This is a genomic window from Thalassoglobus sp., from assembly GCF_048270125.1.
In the GTDB taxonomy this organism is placed as follows: domain Bacteria; phylum Planctomycetota; class Planctomycetia; order Planctomycetales; family Planctomycetaceae; genus Thalassoglobus.
In genome coordinates, this window is record NZ_JBLWTN010000048.1 from 1 (window position 1) to 17221 (window position 17221).

Sequence of the window (17221 nt, forward strand, 5' to 3'; positions counted from 1 at the left end):
ACCGTGTGCCCGTGAAGAACGCATTTCTCAAGTAAAAATGCTGTTCGCCACGAGGCAGAACCTGCAAACCAATTCGATAGATGCGATAGACGTTCAGAAAATCGGGGTCAGAAAACGAGGAGCATGCCACATGCACTCGACTGCGCATGTTTCATGCAGACACTGCCTGCAGGTTAGTCACATCTGCTTGATTTTGAGCATCATTAATCTTTTCCCCAGAATTTGCGGGCCCCATCTTGAACACGGTATTCACTGGTTTTTGTGGAATTGACAAGAGACTTCGGCCTCTCGATCACATTTTTGGCGCAGCGATTGCTTTTTGGCAAATCGTTGGTCCGTTTGTAGACCACTTCGTTTGTTCAGAGTCACGTTAACCTGGACTTTTATAGCCATTTTGAAGAGGCACGCAGATGATCGGCGCAAAGATGCGTACAGGGGAGAACGACACGTTCCGTTTTCTGAAAACGTTAATGGTCGCAATGTTGCTTGGGGCAGTATTTCAGACAAGTCTCTCTGCTCAGACCGAGACGAAAGCAGAGGTTATTGAAGATGAAGGATTGATTGCAGAAGCAGTCATCGAAGAAGGAGCTGCTGAAGAGGAAGTCGCCGATACCCTGGCAGCGCTTCGTGAAGACGCAAATATTCTTTGGACTTGCCTGGCAGCGTTCCTGGTTTTCTTTATGCAGGCGGGTTTTACACTTGTTGAAACAGGATTCACTCGATCCAAGAATGCCTGCAACATCATCATGAAGAATCTCATGGACTTCTCTGTGGGGTCACTCGCATTCTGGGCAGTCGGCTTCGGCTTGATGTTCGGTGTTTCAAGTGGATATGTCGGAACGAGTTTTTTCTTCTTTGATGGGACTAAAGAGGCTGGCTACTTCTCTTCAGAGGGATTTGCCTGGTCATTCCTGATCTTCCAAACAGTGTTTGCAGCGACTGCAGCAACGATTGTGAGTGGTGCGGTTGCAGAGAGAACAAAGTACATCGGTTACCTGGCATATTCCATTGCAATCACCGTCATCGTTTATCCTGTCTTCGGCAGCTGGTGCTGGAATGGACTGGTTGGTGCTGATGACAGCGCAGGTTGGTTAGAGTCAATGGGCTTTCTTGATTTCGCTGGCTCGACAGTCGTTCACTCAATCGGTGGATGGGCTGCTCTTGCAGGTGCAATTGTAATTGGACCGCGTAAGGGTAAGTTCAACAAAGAAGGTCATGTTACACCGATCCCAGGCCACAACATCCCGCTTGCAGCTCTGGGTGTCTTTATTCTGTGGTTAGGTTGGTTTGGTTTTAACCCGGGAAGTACAACCTCTCTGGGTGGAAGCATGGCATACATTGCAGTTACGACCAACCTGGCAGCTGCCGGTGGCGCTATCGCAGCGATGATTGTCTCATGGATTTTATTCAAGAAGCCAGACGTTTCCTTCGCATTGAATGGAGCCCTCGCTGGTCTTGTTTCTATCACAGCCGGTTGCGACATCATGTCACCCTTGATGGCGACTTTAACTGGAACAATTGGCGGTGTCCTGGTTGTCTTCTCGGTACTCTTCTTCGACAAACTGAGGATTGACGATCCCGTCGGAGCAGTCTCTGTTCACGGTGTTTGTGGAGCTTGGGGAACCCTGGCAATTGGACTCTTCTCCAGTGCTGCAGGTGGTAGCCAATTAGGTATTCAAGCAATGGGTGTTGCCGCTGCATTCTTGTGGGCATTCCCTGTCAGTTTCGCAATCTTCACGATCATTAAGATGACCGTCGGACTAAGAGCCTCCGAGGAAGATGAGAACATTGGACTGGATATCTCAGAGCATGGCATGGTCGCCTATTCCGGCATTCAGTAGGAAGGTGTCTCAAGGTTTTAACGACCGGGGCTGTGCAACATCAAGACTATTGATCCCGTTCCTGGAAAGCTCGGTCTGACACAAATCGAGCTTTCTTAGCAAGTTGCAAAAACATGAAACAAGTCGTCATTCAGGTCAGTTCAACGGAACGGTGTTCCGAGAATGAGGGAACTGCAACTACGAAAGTAGAAACCGTTCTGCCTGAAGAAATCGCTGAATTGGTTCTAGCGACAGTCATGAACTTCAATTCTCAAGCCACCTCTCAACCCTCTGAGAGAATCGTTGAGTTCTTGGTGAAACAGGAATTAAAAAATGTTGACGACCCCAGCGGATTGTTCGACCGGCTCATTACAAACGTAGAGAGGACACTACTCACCCTCATTTATGCTGAGTGTGATCATGTTCAGACTAAAACAGCGCTTCGATTGGGGATTGATCGTAACACCCTGCACAAAAAACTTTCTAAATACAATCTTCTGACAAATGAAGCACGAGTATCAAAGGAGACACCATGAAAAAAATTGAAGCTATTGTTCGACATTTCAAAGCTGAGGACGTTAAAGAGGCCTTGGTTTCCGCCGGGATTCAGGGAATGACAGTCTCTGAAGTTCGGGGGTTCGGAAGACAAAAAGGTCACAAAGAAATCTATCGCGGAGCAGAGTACGCGGTCGACTTTGTCCCCAAAGTGAAACTTGAAGTGATCGTTTCCGACCCTCTCTGCGAGACAGCTTTGGAAGCAATCACTGAAGCCGCTCGAACCGGGCAGGTTGGAGATGGAAAGATCTTCGTTTCTGAAGTGGCAACTGTCGTACGAATCCGTACAGGAGAAACTGGAGAGGAAGCACTTTAACAATCTATCTTGCTAGCCTCCCGGTGGATCACCGGGAGCTAGGAGGGAGAGACTCATCGACCAACTCCATCTCTCAAAAAACTGCAACAATTTGACGAAGTCTGTGGTCTGGATTTGGCACCGAGTTTCGTGAATGTATTCAATTGAATGCATTAATTGTCTCTGGTTCAAAAATGTTTCGATCATCGCCGGGACATTCTTGCCAGTAGCGGAAAGTGGTCACTCCAGCTCCTGAACCGATCCATGATCATTCGACCTGAAAGCCCTGTCGCATCTAGAAACTGAACCTCCGTCAGATTTCCTCCATGCTCAGCGATCTGTGGCTTCATCAACTTTAGAATCTGTTTATGGGAATCTTATTTTTCGCCCGAGGAGCTTCGGGAGTCAGGCCAACTTCCGTTCGCAATTTCTTCCAATTGCCTAACAGATCAAAGATCACATGCTGAGAGAGCCCGTCTCGCGTCGAAACGCGGTCAACGTCAGCGACTCGCCGTAATCCTCAGCGAGTTTCTCTGCCAGATCTAGAACTTCATCACGTGAAACGATTCGCATCTGCGCCATCTCTGGTCACTCCTCCCCCAAAGTCGTGAAAGTTAGGTAAAGCAGTTGAAGGTTGAATCGGGAGCGTGGCTGAGACCTCCATTTCCGTAAACCATGGGTGACAGCTTTCGGGAGCAAGCTGGAAGATTCGTGAGAAAAGTGCAGAGGACACCGGGGAGCGAATTGCGAAGTTTCGGCTCTGCTCTAAAATAGCCGTTTCACGTTTGGGCGATCTGCTGGCGTGTTGCTTCGAACATCCTGTGCCAGTTTCACGTTTCACGACCGTCTGGCCTACGTTTTCCGATTCTATGACCACCCTCCCTGTCCTCTCTGTTTACTGCCTGCTGATTGTGTTGGCCTCTCTCGTTGGAGGAAAGCTTCCCAATATTGTGAAGCTCGATCACAAACGCATGCAAATTTTAATCAGCTTTGTGGGGGGGCTAATGCTCGGAATTGGCCTGTTTCACATGCTTCCCCATGCGGTCGCACAATTGGGAGCAAGCCAGATCGACCGCGTTGTCGTTTCAACGATGCTCGGGATTGTTGTCATTTTCTTCCTTTTGCGAATGTTCCATTTTCATCATCACGATCTGGAACAACTGCCCAGCAGCGAAGTCTGTGACCATGAGGACCACCATCACGAACATGCACCTGACCGACATGGTCAATCGCTCGCGAACAATATGAGTTGGATGGGCGTTTTTGTCGGCCTTTCTTTGCATACTCTGATTGATGGGTTTGCTTTGGGGGCAAGTATTCAAGCTGATTCGCTTCATGGAAGTACAGCTTTCTTTTTAGGGATCGGCACTTTTGTGGCGATCCTACTGCACAAACCATTGGATGCGCTGTCGATCACCTCGCTGATGCGAGCTTCCAACTGGTCGGGACGTTCACAATTTCTCGTGAACGGAACATTTGCACTGATGTGTCCGATCGGAGCATTTCTATTTGTCTCGGGAGCTCCGCTTCTGGCAGGCCAGGAATCAGTAATTGTTGGCACGATGCTGGCGTTTGCAGCGGGAGTCTTCATTTGCATTTCGTTGAGCGACTTGCTTCCTGAAATGGAATTTCATTCACATCACCGAATTCCGTTGAGTATCGCCTTGCTGCTCGGTCTCGCCCTGGCTTGGGGAATCCGTTACCTGGAACCGGCACATGCCCATGCTCCTCAAAGCAGCGAGGCTCAGGCTCCGATGGAGATCCCCGTCCTCAATTGAAAACTTATCCGGGAGAAAAGCGTGTCGACTCAATTACAAGCGAATCTCGCAGAACGTTTCTCTGGCGATCTTGAAACCGCTCGCGAAATCTTCGCTGAGCATCCCTGGCTGCTTGTTCCCGATTTGCAACTCGATTGGTTAGAACGGGGATATCAAGGAACCTATCGCAATGTTGAAGTTGGGGCGGGTTCGCCGGCGGACTTTGCGATTCATTTCCACCTGCAGGGGAAACTCTACATCCAGTTGATTCGGCTCGCATCGCCCAGAGCGCCGATTGTCGTCAACTTCAGTCAGCCTAGCGAATTCATAGCTGCGTTGCAGGATGTTCAAAGCTGGAAGCAGACCGTTCAGGACCGACAGCTTCCATTTCAAGAACTCATTCCCGCATCGGGTGTGGTCTTCATGTATCGGATCGTGATCGGTCGCAGTTCTCAATTCTCGGAGAATGAAAAAGCAGAAATGAAAGATGCTCAGAACTGGGATGTACGCATCCGTTCATACGACTGGTTAATCGAGAAAGCAGGAGAGTACAGCACCTTCATGGTTCAGGCCCTCGATGCCTGCGGACCTCCGAAAAGTCATGCTGAATTTGTCGCTGGACTCCCCGAACTCATTGAGCGTCTCGACGGACCAACACCCCCTTATTTGAGTTAATTTCCACATTCTTTGCAGGTCAGCGAAGCCGAGAACGGACCTTCGGATTCGTGTCACAGGCAACCTTCTCTTTCCATATTGCCTGATTCCGTATAAAGTCCCTAGAGCCGCTCAATACGGACGGGGCGGCAGACTTTCTTTCTGATCGTATAAGATCGACAACGGAGTGAAAATTCGATGTTGGCAAAGACGTTTTTGCATTCACATAATGTTTGGCTCGCTCTTATTTTCGGGCTCTTCTCCACACAACTTCTGGCTCAAGATGGAGTCCTCCCGGAAACAGTGCTCGGATACCAACCGACACAAAAAGATGTGGTGATCGAGACACCAAAACCGGAAGAAGTGAAGCAGTGCAAATTGAAAGTCGAGCAGCATGGAAACGGCTCGGGCTGGGCTCTCTATGGTCCTCAAGGCCAGTTGCTCCGCCGATTCATTGATACCGACGGAAATCAGCGTGTCGACGAGTTCAAATATTATCAGTACGGACTGGAAGTCTATCGCGATCTTGACACCAACGGCGACGACAAAATTGATCAGTCGCGATGGTTGAATACACAGGGCACACGCTGGGGAATCGACTCCGATCAAGATGGGAAAATTGATAGCTGGAAAATGATCTCAGCTGAAGAAGCAACACGTGAAGCGATCCTGGCGATGGCGAATCGCGATCCACACCGCTTACAGGCAGTCTTCATTTCAGAAGCGGATGTCAAAGCCCTCGGCCTCACTCAGCAAATCGGCGATCGCTTTCTCGCCAATCGTGCTGAAATCACCGCACAAATGCAAAAGATCCTCGGATCGACAAAAGTTCTTACTCCAAAAACACAATGGGCTCGCTTCGACAGCTCGATGCTCATGCCAAACCTCATTCCTGCTGATGCCGGAAAAGCCTCCAATGATCTTCTCGTCTATGAAAACGTGATGGCCATTGTCATGAATGATGAGGAAAGTGGCTTTGTTCAAATCGGGGAGATGATCAAAATCGGCGACGCCTGGAAATTGACTCAGGTTCCGAAACCGATCGAAGGAAATCAGTTCGAAGTCGCTGAGGGAGGTCTCTTGTTGCAACCCGCAATTGCAGGCATGCCTGCCGGTTCAACGGAAGGACTCACTCCTGAGATGAAAGAACTTCTGGACCAGCTGCAGGAACTGGATTCCAAATCGCCTACAGCGGAATCGACTCGTGAAGAGATGGTTCGTTTCAATGTCGCTCGCGCTCAACTTCTCGATAAAATTGGCGAACAAGCAACTTCGCCAGAGGATAAAAAACTCTGGTTGCGACAACGTCTGGAAATGATCGCCACCGCAACACAGATGGACGCGTTTCCAAACGGTCTTCAAGTCTTGCAACAGAGCATCCAAAAACTTCGCAGCCAAGATGCCGCCAAGGATCTTATCGCTTTCGCAGTCTTTCAGGAGATGGTTCTCAAGTACAACACCAGTTTGCAAACAGCACAAGCTGAGGACCGCGCTGAGGTCCAATCTGCCTGGTTGAAATCGCTCGAAGAGTTCGTCAAGGAATTCCCAGAGGCTCCTGAATCAGCTGATGCCCTGCTCCAGCTGGCAATCACCAGCGAGTTGAATGGCAATGCCAAAGAAGCTCGCGTGTGGTACACCAATCTTGTCACCGACTATTCCAGTTCACAAGCTGCCAAACGAGGAGAGGGAGCCTTACGTCGACTAGGATTAGAGGGTCAGCCGATTACTCTGGCAGGCGCAACACTCGGAAGCGGTCGACCACTCTCGCTTGCAAGTTATCGTGGGAAAGTGACAGCGATCATCTTCTGGGCAACTTGGTGTAAGCCATGCACAGAAGACCTCCCACAAATTCAGGAACTTCACCGAACCTATCAACGGGACGGTTTTGAAATCGTAGGTGTGAACCTCGATTCTCCCGGAGCTGACATCGACGGCTATCTGAAAAACAACCGCGTCGCCTGGCCACACATCTACGAAGAAGGGGGGCTCGAAAGCCGCCCCGCTCTTGAGTTCGGAATCTATTCGCTCCCAACGATGTTCCTCGTCGACAAGTCAGGCAAAGTCGTCTCTAACAGCGCCTCGGTCGATGACCTGAAAAAGCTGGTCCCTCAATTACTAAAACAGTAAGACCGGTTGCAGAAGAGAACTGACCAGAAAGTCGCAGCTCGGGACCATTGTCCCGAGTATCTGCGACGTCGTCTTCCAATGCTGAACCTGGTCGGTCTACTTCAAAGAAATTCTTCGACAAGGAGCTTGGTCCTCGCACTGATGGTTGGGGCGCCGACGTCCACTCTATCAATCTATCGGTGGTCTTGACGCCTTGCTTTCTGGAAAGCAGTCTATGAAGCCACGAACGTGAACTTCGCGGACGCTATGTATCTTAAAAATGCTCTCACGCTATAGTCGTTAAATCATCGACGCTCTGCATCTCGTGAATCTTGTTAAGTTCGCTGACGCCCGATTCTGTGCATCTGGCCTCTGAACAATGCCACCGGGATTCCCTTTTTACGGTTCTTTCGGATAGGATCGTTGACGCAAAACTGAGCTGGATGGTCTCTGCTGCCCGGATGAAGTCTTGCCGAAGAACGGAATGCCTTCGTTCATCATGTTTGATTCTGAAAAGCGGTCGAACGTGATTCAGCAGCAAAATGCAGTTCACCACGAGACAGAACCCGAACACCACTTCGAAGAATGCGATAATGATGACCAGCATGATGACTCGATCCTCTTTCATCGTTATCCTGTCGACAGTCTGCATGTCGGCAGCTTTCATGTCGACAAACGATGTCCATGCGAGTGACTGGCCAATGTGGCGACGCGATTCAGGCAGGACGAGTGTCACTGAGGATGTTGTTCCGGAAGCTCTTGAACTGAAATGGACGCGAGAACTTCCGCCAATCGAGCCTGCGTTTCACAGTTCACGACTGCAATTCGACGCGGGGTACGAACCGATCGTGGCTGACGGAAAACTGCTCCTGGCATCTTCTCGAAATGATTCCGTCACGGCTTACGACGCGACAACCGGACGCGAGTTGTGGGTCTTCCGCACGAATGGTCCTATCCGATTTGCCCCCGCAGTTTGGGAAGAGTCGGTCTGCTTCGGCTCTGACGATGGACATCTTTATTGTGTCGAGCTGTCCACTGGTGATTTGAAATGGAAATACCGCGCCGTCCCCAGTGAGCGGCGTCTGCTTGGAAACAGACGTTTGATTTCAGTGTGGCCTGTACGGGGTGGTCCTGTTGTTTCTGAAGGGACCGTCTATTTCGCAGCTGGTGTTTGGCCCTTTGAAGGAGTCTTCGTGTATGCGATGGACATTGCGTCGGGAAAGGTCATTTGGCGAAACGAACGACTGGGGCACATCTTTGGTCAGCAGCCGCACAATACGCAGGCAATCGGCGGACTCGCTCCGCAAGGATATTTGATTGTCAATGATGATGAACTCATCGTGCCATGCTCAACAGCCTATCCTGCAAGATTGAACATTGCGGACGGCACTCTCCTTGAGTTTCAGCTGCCAGCCCCCGGACGTTTTCCCGGCGGCTGGTTTGCTGCCATCGATAAAGAGACATCGCTTGCGGTTCGAAGGGGAAAATTAACATTCGATAAGGCAGTCAACCAACAGCTTCACGAAGACAAAGTCAACGCGGGGCATGGTGTTTCAGGGATTAGTCGGTTAATTAAAACCGGAAAGCGAACCCTGAATTTTGATGATCCGCTGAAAGGTGTCGACGGGAAGATTCATTCCATGATCTTCGCTGAGAACAAATTGTTTGTATCGACTGCAGCAGGAAAGATTTACTGCTTCGGAGAACAAGCCGGAACAGTATCCACCAAGGTAACTCACTGGAACAAAAAGCGAGTTGAGCTTTCGGAGTCGGAGAAAACGAAAGAATACGCGAGCAGACTCATTCAGGAATCTGGTCATCAAGATGGTGTTGCCATTGTCGTCGGGCTGAGTGATGGCAATCTTGTCAAATCGCTTCTGAAGAACTCTCGATATCAGATCATTGCGTTTGATGACAACGCAACGAAAGTTGAACAACTTCGAGTTGCGTTGCAGCAGGCTGGCATTCCCGGCGAACGTGCCGCTGTCATTCAGGCTGACTTAAAGAACCTCTCCCTTCCGCAGTATCTGGCAACTCTCATTACGACTGAATCACCAGATCGAACTCAAGACATGGCAACTGAACTGCTGCAGTCGCTGCGACCGTTCGGTGGGATCGCGGTTCTGGGGAATAACAAAATTGACACGCACAATCTTAACGAGACAACACTCGGAAAATTTGAATCAGGAGAGCTTAACGGCCAACAAGTTGTTCGGCGGGTCGGAGCCTTACCCGGCAGTGTGGATTACCAGGGGAACTACGCACTTTCTGAGGATGCCCTCGTCAGGTTCCCGTTAGGCGTGTTGTGGTTTGATGATACGCTGGCCCACTTTAAACGTTCTCCGCAGCCGGAATTCAAGGGTGGAGTCATGATCTCTCGCCCGAAAGACTGGAGCAAAGAGAGAGTCAGAGGAGACTATTCCGTCGACTATCCTCTGCTGGGGCCTGTGCTTTCAGATATTTACACTGGTCGCGTTCTCGACGCCTCAGAAGAGTCGAAGTTGCGAGCCAGTTTACCTGACGTGGGACGAGAGAATCCGCAGCAAAGTTACTATCACGCCCCGCACCAGAAGACTGCCTTACATCCTGAGCCTCCCGTCGCTGGTCAGCGGGTCAATCCAATGACCGGAAAAAGCGAGTTGCGAGTTTTCCCGAAGACTTACGGTTGCGATGGCGGAGTGGACTATGGAATGTTTTACACATTGCGAAGTGGCACGCCTGCTTTCTATGACAAAACATTGGAGAGCGGAACAGTCTTCATCAGCGGCCCGCGCAGTGGTTGCACAAACAGCATCATCCCATCCGGTGGAATACTCAACGTTCCTTATTTTTACGAAGGCTGCACATGTAGCTATCCTTTACCGACAGCTTTGAGCCTTGTGGCGATGCCGGAGTCTTTCGAACAATGGGCATCGTGGGGTGAGGACACAGTTGAGCCCGGTTCCATCCAGCGGATCGGCATCAACTTCGGAGCGCCGGGCGATCGTACAACTCGTGATGCGACCTTGTGGCTGGACTATCCATCTGTCGGAGGGCCATCTCCGAAAATTCGTACGAAGACCATTCCAGAGAACCCAGACTTCCACTATCGGCACAGCCTCTGGATGAATAAGGACTCCGTCTTTCCCTGGATCGCTGCCTCGTCAGTCGAGGGGTTGCAACGCTTTGAACTCGAAGACCTCAGTCCGGGGGCTTATACCGTCCGTCTTTATTTCTCGGAAGGATCGACTCTCACCCCAGGCGACCGAGTCCAACAGATCAAAATCAATGGTCAAGTGGTCCTCAACGAATTCGACATCCGAAAGACAGCTGGCGATTCCATGAAAGAGGTCGTCAAGCAAATCGAAAACATCCAACTCGACGGATCGTTCTCAATGACGCTCAATGCAACGCACGGAAAAACTCTCATCAGCGGCGTGGAACTGATTCGATCAGAGTGACCCCCAAGTCGTTTTCCTGCTCCTTCAGAGGTTCTTGGATTCGTTCACCTTCCTTGACTCTCGTTCTCGTTTCACGCAAATTGATAACTCAGCAAGATGAGAGGAATCGAATCGTGGTCGCCTTGAACGAGAGTTGAGAAAGTCATGAAAACGGTCACGATTATTGGTGGAGGATTCAGCGGGACGATGGCGGCCGTCAACCTGGCGAGGTTGTCGGATGAGGCTTTGAAAATCGTGCTCGTGAATGATCGTCACCCGCTGGGACGGGGGATCGCCTATTCGACCACGCGTTCCGAACATTTACTTAACGTTGCTGCCCGGAATATGTCTGCTGTTCCGGATCATCCCGGCCACTTTCTCGACTGGCTCCACACACGTTCAGACTTCAGCGATCTCCCAGAACCGCAGCTTCGGGAGATGTATGTCCCACGGAGAGTCTATGGTGATTATCTGCGCAGCTTGCTGCAAAATTACCTGGCTCCGATTGATAGCCATCATCCCGCTGAAATTGAGATTGTCGAAGCTGAAGCAGTCGATATTGTTCCATCATCGAAGGACGGGTCCGCAGACGTCGTGCTCAACAACGGAGACAATATTGCCTCGGACCGCATTCTATTAGCAACAGGAAATCAGCCACCAGCCAGACTGGGGAGAGAGGAGACCGAAGAGTTCAAACACCCGCAATACTGCCCCGATCCATGGGGAAACTGGCGGAAACGGATTCCCAACTCGAGTGAAAACATCGTCATCGTAGGAACCGGCTTGAGCATGGTTGACTCGTTCCTGACACTCGAAGAGCTCGGTTGGCGCGGTCAACTCATCGCGATCTCGCGGAACGGAATGATTCCACAATCGCACTTTCGTGGAATCGATTACCCGGACTTCCTGCCTGAGAATCCTGAATCGGTCGGGCTCGCAGGGATGTACGCTTTACTGAAAACACATTGCGAGCAACTGACAAGGCTGGGCGAAAACCCCGGTCTGGTTGTTGACCGTTTGCGACCGTTCACTCAACGTATCTGGCAGAAATTCAGTCTCGAAGAAAAGCAGCAATTCTTGAAACACTACGCCGCTCGCTGGAACGTTATTCGACATCGTATTGCTCAACCGATTCACCAAAGATTAACCGAAGCGATCACCGAAGGTCGCGTCAAAGTTCAACGTGGCTCACTCGAAGAGATTCGGGCGAATGGAGGGTCGCTCGAAGTTGTCACTAAAACTCCAGACGGTGATCAACAAATCATCCCGGGAGGACTTGTGATCAATTGTACTGGCCCCAACGCCGGGTTTTCTCACACGAAAGTAAAGCTGTTCCAAAACCTTCTTCAACGAGGTTTAATCATCCCCGACGAGCTCGACATGGGGATTCAGGTCGGCCCGGACTTTACGGTGATCGACGCCAATGGAGTCTCGTCATCCAAGCTCTACGCAATGGGAGCGTTGATGAAAGGAACCTTGTGGGAAACGATTGCCGTCCCCGAACTTCGGGGTCAGGCGATGCGAGTCGCTGAAATGATGATCGCCACCTCAACTGACCATGATCAGGATCGAGACTACCGCCTCTCTGTCGAAGAAGAACACGTGATCGAATACTACATTTAAAACAGATTACTCTGCTAAGTGCATGTGAAGAACGCGAACACGAGTCTTGGTGAAGCACCGGGGGCGAAGTGAAGGGGCAATTGGTGGAAGCGATGTGGGAGAGTTAATCCAGCGGAGTCAGCAATTGCACGGGAACGTAAAACTTCGCGTACTTTTTTCCGTCAGAGTATCGCTGTCCTTTCCTGTCTCTGACCAGCACCGTCGCGCGTTTCGTGATACGGTTTACGACACCTTCGTACTCTTTCCCTTCAATCGAAAATCGGACTCGACCGCCAGTGCGGACACCATGAATTTTCTGTGCCTCTTCACGCGGAGTCACCAGTTGATGCCGATGATCAGTATGACCAAAAAAACGTCCTGCGATCGACTGAAATCGTTTTTGCGAACATTTCGAACGTCCCCAGGTCAACAGTTCCGCCAAGTGGATCAGTTCGTGTTCGAAAATTCTCTGCAAGGCTTCAAGACGATTATGGCATTCCAGCCCGGTGACAATGATCGGCCTGTCGAAGTTTTGAAAACTCTGGAAGATTAGCGTTGAAGCCACAGCGATTTCATAATCGGGCTCATGCGGGCGAGTTCGATAAATCGTCTGGGTCGTTTTTCCGCCAGCCCGGGTCATTCTGGGGGAGATTCGAAAAGTCAAATTCAGGTTTCCCAAGAGCTTTCGACACCCTCCATCGAAAAATAATCGATCGTACTCATCAAACAACAACTTCAAATCGTCCGAGTGAAACCCGTTGAAATTCGGTGAATCAAGAGTTGAAGACCGCTCAAGCAACGTACGATGAATCACTAGAAATTTCGCCGTAACTTCTTCCGGCGACAGGTTTGCCTGCTCAAGGAAATCTGCGAATTGCTCTTTGGCAATCTGAATTCGGTTTGACATTCTTTCTTCTTTGTCGTTCAATTTCTGGACAACGAGATCACGATTCTATCGAGACGACTGTCACTCTGGTAGAATCGATCCATCTGGAATTTCCTCGCATGAGTTGTCGGGTCGAGGCCAGTGCAATTCATTATCAACAATCGGAGATTACCGAAGTGGCGAATAAAAAGCAGAAGAAGGAAAAAGAACGCGAACGACGGGTCGCCAAAAAGAAACTCGAAGCTGCAGCGAAGCGCAGAGAAGAAGCAAAAACAAACAGCGACTCCAAGCAGTCTACGGCTAAAAAATCCATCTATAGTAAACAGCAAGCCCCCAAAGCATCGCAAGTGACCGGCACCAGCCAGAAGTCATTTACGCAACGGCGTAGCGGCGGCGGTTAAGAAATTTCGAGCTCGACAAGACGACGCCTGCACTGCAAAGTTCAGCATTGAATGAGAGCCTCTTTCGAATTTGGTGTTCGGATTCAACCTTGTGGCGAACAGCGATTTGACTCGCGAAACGCATTCTTCACAGCCAAACAATAATCGTAGGTTGGGTGAAGCGAATGATAGAACGTGATCCTATGCAACCTTGAAGCAGAAAGGAAATGTTGCGTTGATCGCAGCAGGGATTCGCGGAACCCAACATTTAGAGCCTTTCAATTCATGTCGAATTATCCTCGGTCGAGAATCGGTCTGGTACGAAGACGAATTCAAACATTTCGAGTAAGCCGCCATCGTGCTCAGCAGTGTTGGGTTACGCGAATCTCCATTTGAAACAGAGTTGCCAGAATCGATTCAAGCCGTTTCTCGCAAACAGAGCAGGCTCTCATTCGCTTCACCCCAACCTACGTCACTTTATTCGAGACCTTGTCGATGATTGAGTCTCTACTTCGTGCTCGCCACGCCCATCCTTTCGCTTCGCTGCAGTCTGGGCGTGCCACCAATCCAACCGAACAAGTCGGTCGGGCCACCCCGCCGCTTCGCGCCAAGGTGTCGTCACCAATTTCAACGGACTAAACTTCGCAACTCTTCGGGTTTAAAAAATCTCCTTTGTTCGGGTTCCGTGACATCAAGCGTGGTGATCCGTCGCATCGAATCGTACTTACTGTGGTTCGTAAAGTACGAGCAGCTCTCGTGAAAGATTAATAATCCATGCAAGCTTTACCCAACGGCGTCATCGAATCAATAGACCTTCGACCTGACGAGACAATGACCGAATTCCTTTTGATGTAATTAATGGAGCGTCGTGGGGGAGGTCGAGAACAGCCAACTGCTTACACTTAGCTAATTCGTCTAGTCCGTCGTCCGTGATTCTCGAACAATTGTAAAGACTCAGGTGCCACAAACTGTCACACGTTGCCAACGCCACCAGCGTCTCATCAGAAATATCAGTCCCCCCAACGACTAAGACTTCTAGATTCTGTAGACTCCGTGCGAGCTCTGTCACGCCCACGTCACTCGTTGCTGTTTGACTTAGATCGAGCGTTTTCAGATGTTTCAAACCACGAAGGCGCGAAATGCCATTGTCAGAAATGCGTGTACCTTGCAGCGATAGCTTTTCAAGTGTGTCAATTCTTCCAATCGCCTCAAGGCAGTCATCTGTCACAGAAGTGCCATCCAGAGTGAGACTTTTCAATCCTGGCTTTGCAGAAATCATCTGAACTGTTGCATCGGTAACCCGTACAGTCGCCTGAGCGGTGATGCAACACCAGCTCGTATTAGCAAGGAGGGGGCTTCGCATGACTCAACATAACAACATTCACACACAGTTCAAAACCTGCGTCGGAATCGATGTCTCCAAAGACAAATTCGACGTCGCGTGTTCACACATCTCGAAAGGAAAAACGTTTGCCTACACAAAAACAGGGCTCAAACAATTCCTTCTCTCCTTGAAAGATTCCGAAGCACCGCTCATCTGCCTGGAAGCGACCGGTGGACTCGAAAGAGAACTCGTCAGAACACTCCAGGAAGAACACTACCCGGTCGCCGTCGTCAATCCCAGACAAATTCGGGACTTCGCCCGCGCCAGCAACCAGCTCGCCAAAACCGATCAGATTGATGCCCGTGTCATCGCACAGTTTGCACAGACAATGCAGCCACGAATCACTCCAAAACTCACAGAACCTCAACAAAAACTCCGCGACCTGACAGCTCGACGGCGACAGCTCTCCAGTATGCTCGTCCAAGAAAAAAACCGGCTCTCCAGCACTCCTGACGAAGAGATTCAAAAGATGATCCAGGAAGTGATCAAGCTCTACGAGAAACAACTCAAAAAAATTCAACAGAAGCAACAAAAGCTGATCGAAGAAGATCAGCACGCCCAAACCAAGGCCCGCATCATCGCCTCTGTCCCCGGCCTGGGGCCAGCAACCGTTTCCGTGTTGATCTCAGAACTTCCCGAACTCGGAAACCTCAACCGACAACAGATCGCAAGACTGGTCAGCGTCGCTCCCACCAACAGAGACAGCGGAACGATGAGAGGAAAACGTACCACCGGCGGAGGACGAACTGTGATCCGCAACGCCCTATACATGCCCACCATCGTCGCGAAACAATACAACCCAAAGATCAAAGCGTTCTATGAACGTCTCGTTGAAACTGGGAAACCGAAAATGGTCGCACTCATCGCCTCTATGAGAAAATTGCTGACCATCCTCAATACCATGATCAAAGAAGGAAAAACCTGGAATGAAAACCTCAAAACCACTTGAACTTCAAGACAGTCGCTACCTCGCTTCATAAAAGACGAGATACCAGCCATCGCGAATTTTCCATGCTTTACAATAAATGCCCCACGTTCCGCTTATCGAATCTTTTTCGCCGACTTGAGGAGATCCTGTCGGCCAATACTCCACTTTAGCTACCGGGCAACTTTTGATGTCAAACTGAAATCTATCGGTTGTGCTGTCAAAATAAACCATGTTGCCAATTTGCTCTTTACTTGAGTATGGATGTTGCGTCGTGTTTATAAATAACCCATCCTTTCCTCTCGTAAAAGAGTGGTCGTTGCTGTGTATTTTATTTTCACTAACATTGGAATCACGGATGGAATTAGACACTAGAATGCATTGCTGGACAACTTCGTCAACTCTGGAATAGATCCCAAATCGCAAAAAATCTCCTCCAATTAGGAAAAGAGTAGTATGGCAGAGAAAAGAAGACGCAACAATGAGCATTTTGGATTTTCCAGTCATTTTCTTTGTGTATAATTCATACCCAAAGATTGCATACCCTGTAAGGGTGAGAAAAACGAGGAACAATAACGTGGACAAACGGAGGAGGTCAACTTGATTTCTCCCGCCGATTCCGTAGTACCTCACACTCCTCAACAAGTTCATGTGGAGGTTACTAACTAGTTCTAAAAAACCAGCATCAACATATGACCAAAAGGCAATTAGAATAGTTGAAAACCAAGATATTGACACTCCTGCCAATGTTAAATCCTTAAGTAATCGCTGTTTTGAATTCCAGAAGAAAGCATCACTCCCACCTTGCTTCTCGGCTGTCGAACGTATGGACAGAATGGTCAATAAATTACTCCTGCATTTTAGTTTAAATCAAGTTCTGCAATTGCGGTATTTAGCAAGCGGTATATTATTAAAAATTTAAACCTAATCAGAGGCGATATGAATGGTGATTGTCACATTAATGATTTCCGCAAAACTCGTCTATGCATATCTTGATGGCAAGGGGGAAGGATTCGTAGACACAACTGCACAAAGAGTTGCAAGAAGGGATAAACTCGTCTGGGTCGTTACTGGCAAGTGATTTAATATAATCTTTCATTTCTTCATCGCAACCAGGGCCACCATCGCTAAAGCAAGGCGTTCTAGATGAACTAAGCGTCTTCCAAGGCATACAGGTCCAAAACCCAACTCCCAAAGTTCCCCATGCGTTTTTAACTTTCTGTTTTTGTGAACAACACAACTGTTCATCTATCACACCACCCGGCTGGGTGGCCCGACCGACTTTGCCGGGACGGGTGGCACGCTCAGACTGGAGCGGAGCGTAAGGATGGGCGTGGCGAATTTCGTGTTGACTCTCATTTTTCCACCATTGGTAATGTTCTATCCATCTGAAGCGGGACGTTTTCTTCTCCTGCATACCTGCGCCGGTTTCCAGTGT

14 protein-coding genes are annotated in these 17221 nt (G+C 49.6%); 10 read left to right on the top strand and 4 right to left on the bottom strand.

Features of this window, described 5'->3' with window-relative positions:
- Positions 1 to 410 precede the first annotated feature (410 nt).
- The 3 genes from ACN0YR_RS24525 to ACN0YR_RS24535 all read left to right on the top strand — a co-directional run bounded on the left by ACN0YR_RS24525 (position 411) and on the right by ACN0YR_RS24535 (position 2691).
- Positions 411 to 1841: an ammonium transporter gene (locus ACN0YR_RS24525; RefSeq protein WP_417851849.1), complete on the top strand. Its 1431-nt coding sequence runs from the start codon at positions 411 to 413 to the stop codon at positions 1839 to 1841.
- A gap of 236 nt (positions 1842 to 2077) precedes the next feature.
- Positions 2078 to 2356 (top strand): helix-turn-helix domain-containing protein, encoded by a 279-nt coding sequence (locus tag ACN0YR_RS24530; protein ID WP_417851862.1) that lies wholly within the window; start codon positions 2078 to 2080, stop codon positions 2354 to 2356.
- The gene (locus tag ACN0YR_RS24535; RefSeq protein ID WP_417851850.1) at positions 2353 to 2691 is read left to right on the top strand and encodes a P-II family nitrogen regulator; all 339 of its coding nucleotides are present in this window, start codon (positions 2353 to 2355) and stop codon (positions 2689 to 2691) included. The genes ACN0YR_RS24530 and ACN0YR_RS24535 overlap by 4 nt, the downstream gene beginning before the upstream one ends.
- A 435-nt stretch (positions 2692 to 3126) precedes the next feature.
- Here ACN0YR_RS24535 and ACN0YR_RS24540 read toward each other — a convergent pair whose 3' ends face one another.
- Positions 3127 to 3252, bottom strand: coding sequence for a hypothetical protein (locus ACN0YR_RS24540; protein WP_417851851.1), 126 nt, complete (start codon positions 3250 to 3252; stop codon positions 3127 to 3129).
- Between the two features lie 287 nt (positions 3253 to 3539).
- Between ACN0YR_RS24540 and ACN0YR_RS24545 the strand changes: the two genes are divergently transcribed.
- The 5 genes from ACN0YR_RS24545 (at position 3540) to ACN0YR_RS24565 (ending at position 12229) form a co-directional block, all read left to right on the top strand.
- Positions 3540 to 4448 carry a ZIP family metal transporter gene (locus ACN0YR_RS24545; RefSeq protein WP_417851852.1) on the top strand — a complete coding sequence of 303 codons (909 nt, stop codon included), beginning with the start codon at positions 3540 to 3542 and terminating at the stop codon, positions 4446 to 4448.
- A 21-nt stretch (positions 4449 to 4469) separates the two neighbouring features.
- Complete coding sequence (locus tag ACN0YR_RS24550; RefSeq protein WP_417851853.1) at positions 4470 to 5102, top strand: hypothetical protein; 633 nt, start codon at positions 4470 to 4472, stop codon at positions 5100 to 5102.
- A gap of 177 nt (positions 5103 to 5279) precedes the next feature.
- Positions 5280 to 7208, top strand: coding sequence for a redoxin domain-containing protein (locus ACN0YR_RS24555; protein WP_417851854.1), 1929 nt, complete (start codon positions 5280 to 5282; stop codon positions 7206 to 7208).
- Positions 7209 to 7792: 584 nt separating this feature from the next.
- Positions 7793 to 10627 carry a PQQ-binding-like beta-propeller repeat protein gene (locus ACN0YR_RS24560; RefSeq protein ID WP_417851855.1) on the top strand — a complete coding sequence of 945 codons (2835 nt, stop codon included), beginning with the start codon at positions 7793 to 7795 and terminating at the stop codon, positions 10625 to 10627.
- Positions 10628 to 10771: 144 nt separating this feature from the next.
- Positions 10772 to 12229, top strand: coding sequence for an FAD/NAD(P)-binding protein (locus ACN0YR_RS24565; RefSeq protein WP_417851856.1), 1458 nt, complete (start codon positions 10772 to 10774; stop codon positions 12227 to 12229).
- A 103-nt stretch (positions 12230 to 12332) separates the two neighbouring features.
- Here the strand turns inward: ACN0YR_RS24565 and ACN0YR_RS24570 are convergent, their stop codons facing one another.
- A complete protein-coding gene (locus ACN0YR_RS24570; protein ID WP_417851857.1) occupies positions 12333 to 13115 on the bottom strand; it encodes a SprT-like family protein in 783 nt (260 codons plus the stop codon).
- 98 nt (positions 13116 to 13213) lie between these two features.
- On the opposite strand from ACN0YR_RS24570, the gene ACN0YR_RS24575 reads away from it, so the two are divergent.
- Positions 13214 to 13495: a hypothetical protein gene (locus ACN0YR_RS24575; RefSeq protein WP_417851858.1), complete on the top strand. Its 282-nt coding sequence runs from the start codon at positions 13214 to 13216 to the stop codon at positions 13493 to 13495.
- Positions 13496 to 14835: 1340 nt separating this feature from the next.
- Positions 14836 to 15807, top strand: a complete 972-nt coding sequence (locus ACN0YR_RS24580) for an IS110 family transposase (RefSeq protein WP_417851859.1) — start codon at positions 14836 to 14838, stop codon at positions 15805 to 15807.
- 15 nt (positions 15808 to 15822) lie between these two features.
- Here the strand turns inward: ACN0YR_RS24580 and ACN0YR_RS24585 are convergent, their stop codons facing one another.
- Both ACN0YR_RS24585 and ACN0YR_RS24590 read right to left on the bottom strand, forming a co-directional pair.
- Complete coding sequence (locus ACN0YR_RS24585; protein ID WP_417851860.1) at positions 15823 to 16626, bottom strand: hypothetical protein; 804 nt, start codon at positions 16624 to 16626, stop codon at positions 15823 to 15825.
- Between the two features lie 115 nt (positions 16627 to 16741).
- A partial coding sequence (locus tag ACN0YR_RS24590; protein WP_417851861.1) for a hypothetical protein occupies positions 16742 to 17221 on the bottom strand: 480 nt, incomplete at its 5' end.

Bases quoted from the DNA above. Each gene is read 5' to 3' on its own strand.
- ACN0YR_RS24525 (WP_417851849.1), top strand. From the start codon at position 411: ATGATCGGCGCAAAGATGCGTACAGGGGAGAACGACACGTTCCGTTTT.
- ACN0YR_RS24530 (WP_417851862.1), top strand. From the start codon at position 2,078: ATGAACTTCAATTCTCAAGCCACCTCTCAACCCTCTGAGAGAATCGTT.
- ACN0YR_RS24535 (WP_417851850.1), top strand. From the start codon at position 2,353: ATGAAAAAAATTGAAGCTATTGTTCGACATTTCAAAGCTGAGGACGTT.
- ACN0YR_RS24540 (WP_417851851.1), bottom strand. From the start codon at position 3,252: ATGGCGCAGATGCGAATCGTTTCACGTGATGAAGTTCTAGATCTGGCA.
- ACN0YR_RS24545 (WP_417851852.1), top strand. From the start codon at position 3,540: ATGACCACCCTCCCTGTCCTCTCTGTTTACTGCCTGCTGATTGTGTTG.
- ACN0YR_RS24555 (WP_417851854.1), top strand. From the start codon at position 5,280: ATGTTGGCAAAGACGTTTTTGCATTCACATAATGTTTGGCTCGCTCTT.
- ACN0YR_RS24560 (WP_417851855.1), top strand. From the start codon at position 7,793: ATGATGACTCGATCCTCTTTCATCGTTATCCTGTCGACAGTCTGCATG.
- ACN0YR_RS24565 (WP_417851856.1), top strand. From the start codon at position 10,772: ATGAAAACGGTCACGATTATTGGTGGAGGATTCAGCGGGACGATGGCG.
- ACN0YR_RS24570 (WP_417851857.1), bottom strand. From the start codon at position 13,115: ATGTCAAACCGAATTCAGATTGCCAAAGAGCAATTCGCAGATTTCCTT.
- ACN0YR_RS24575 (WP_417851858.1), top strand. From the start codon at position 13,214: ATGAGTTGTCGGGTCGAGGCCAGTGCAATTCATTATCAACAATCGGAG.
- ACN0YR_RS24580 (WP_417851859.1), top strand. From the start codon at position 14,836: ATGACTCAACATAACAACATTCACACACAGTTCAAAACCTGCGTCGGA.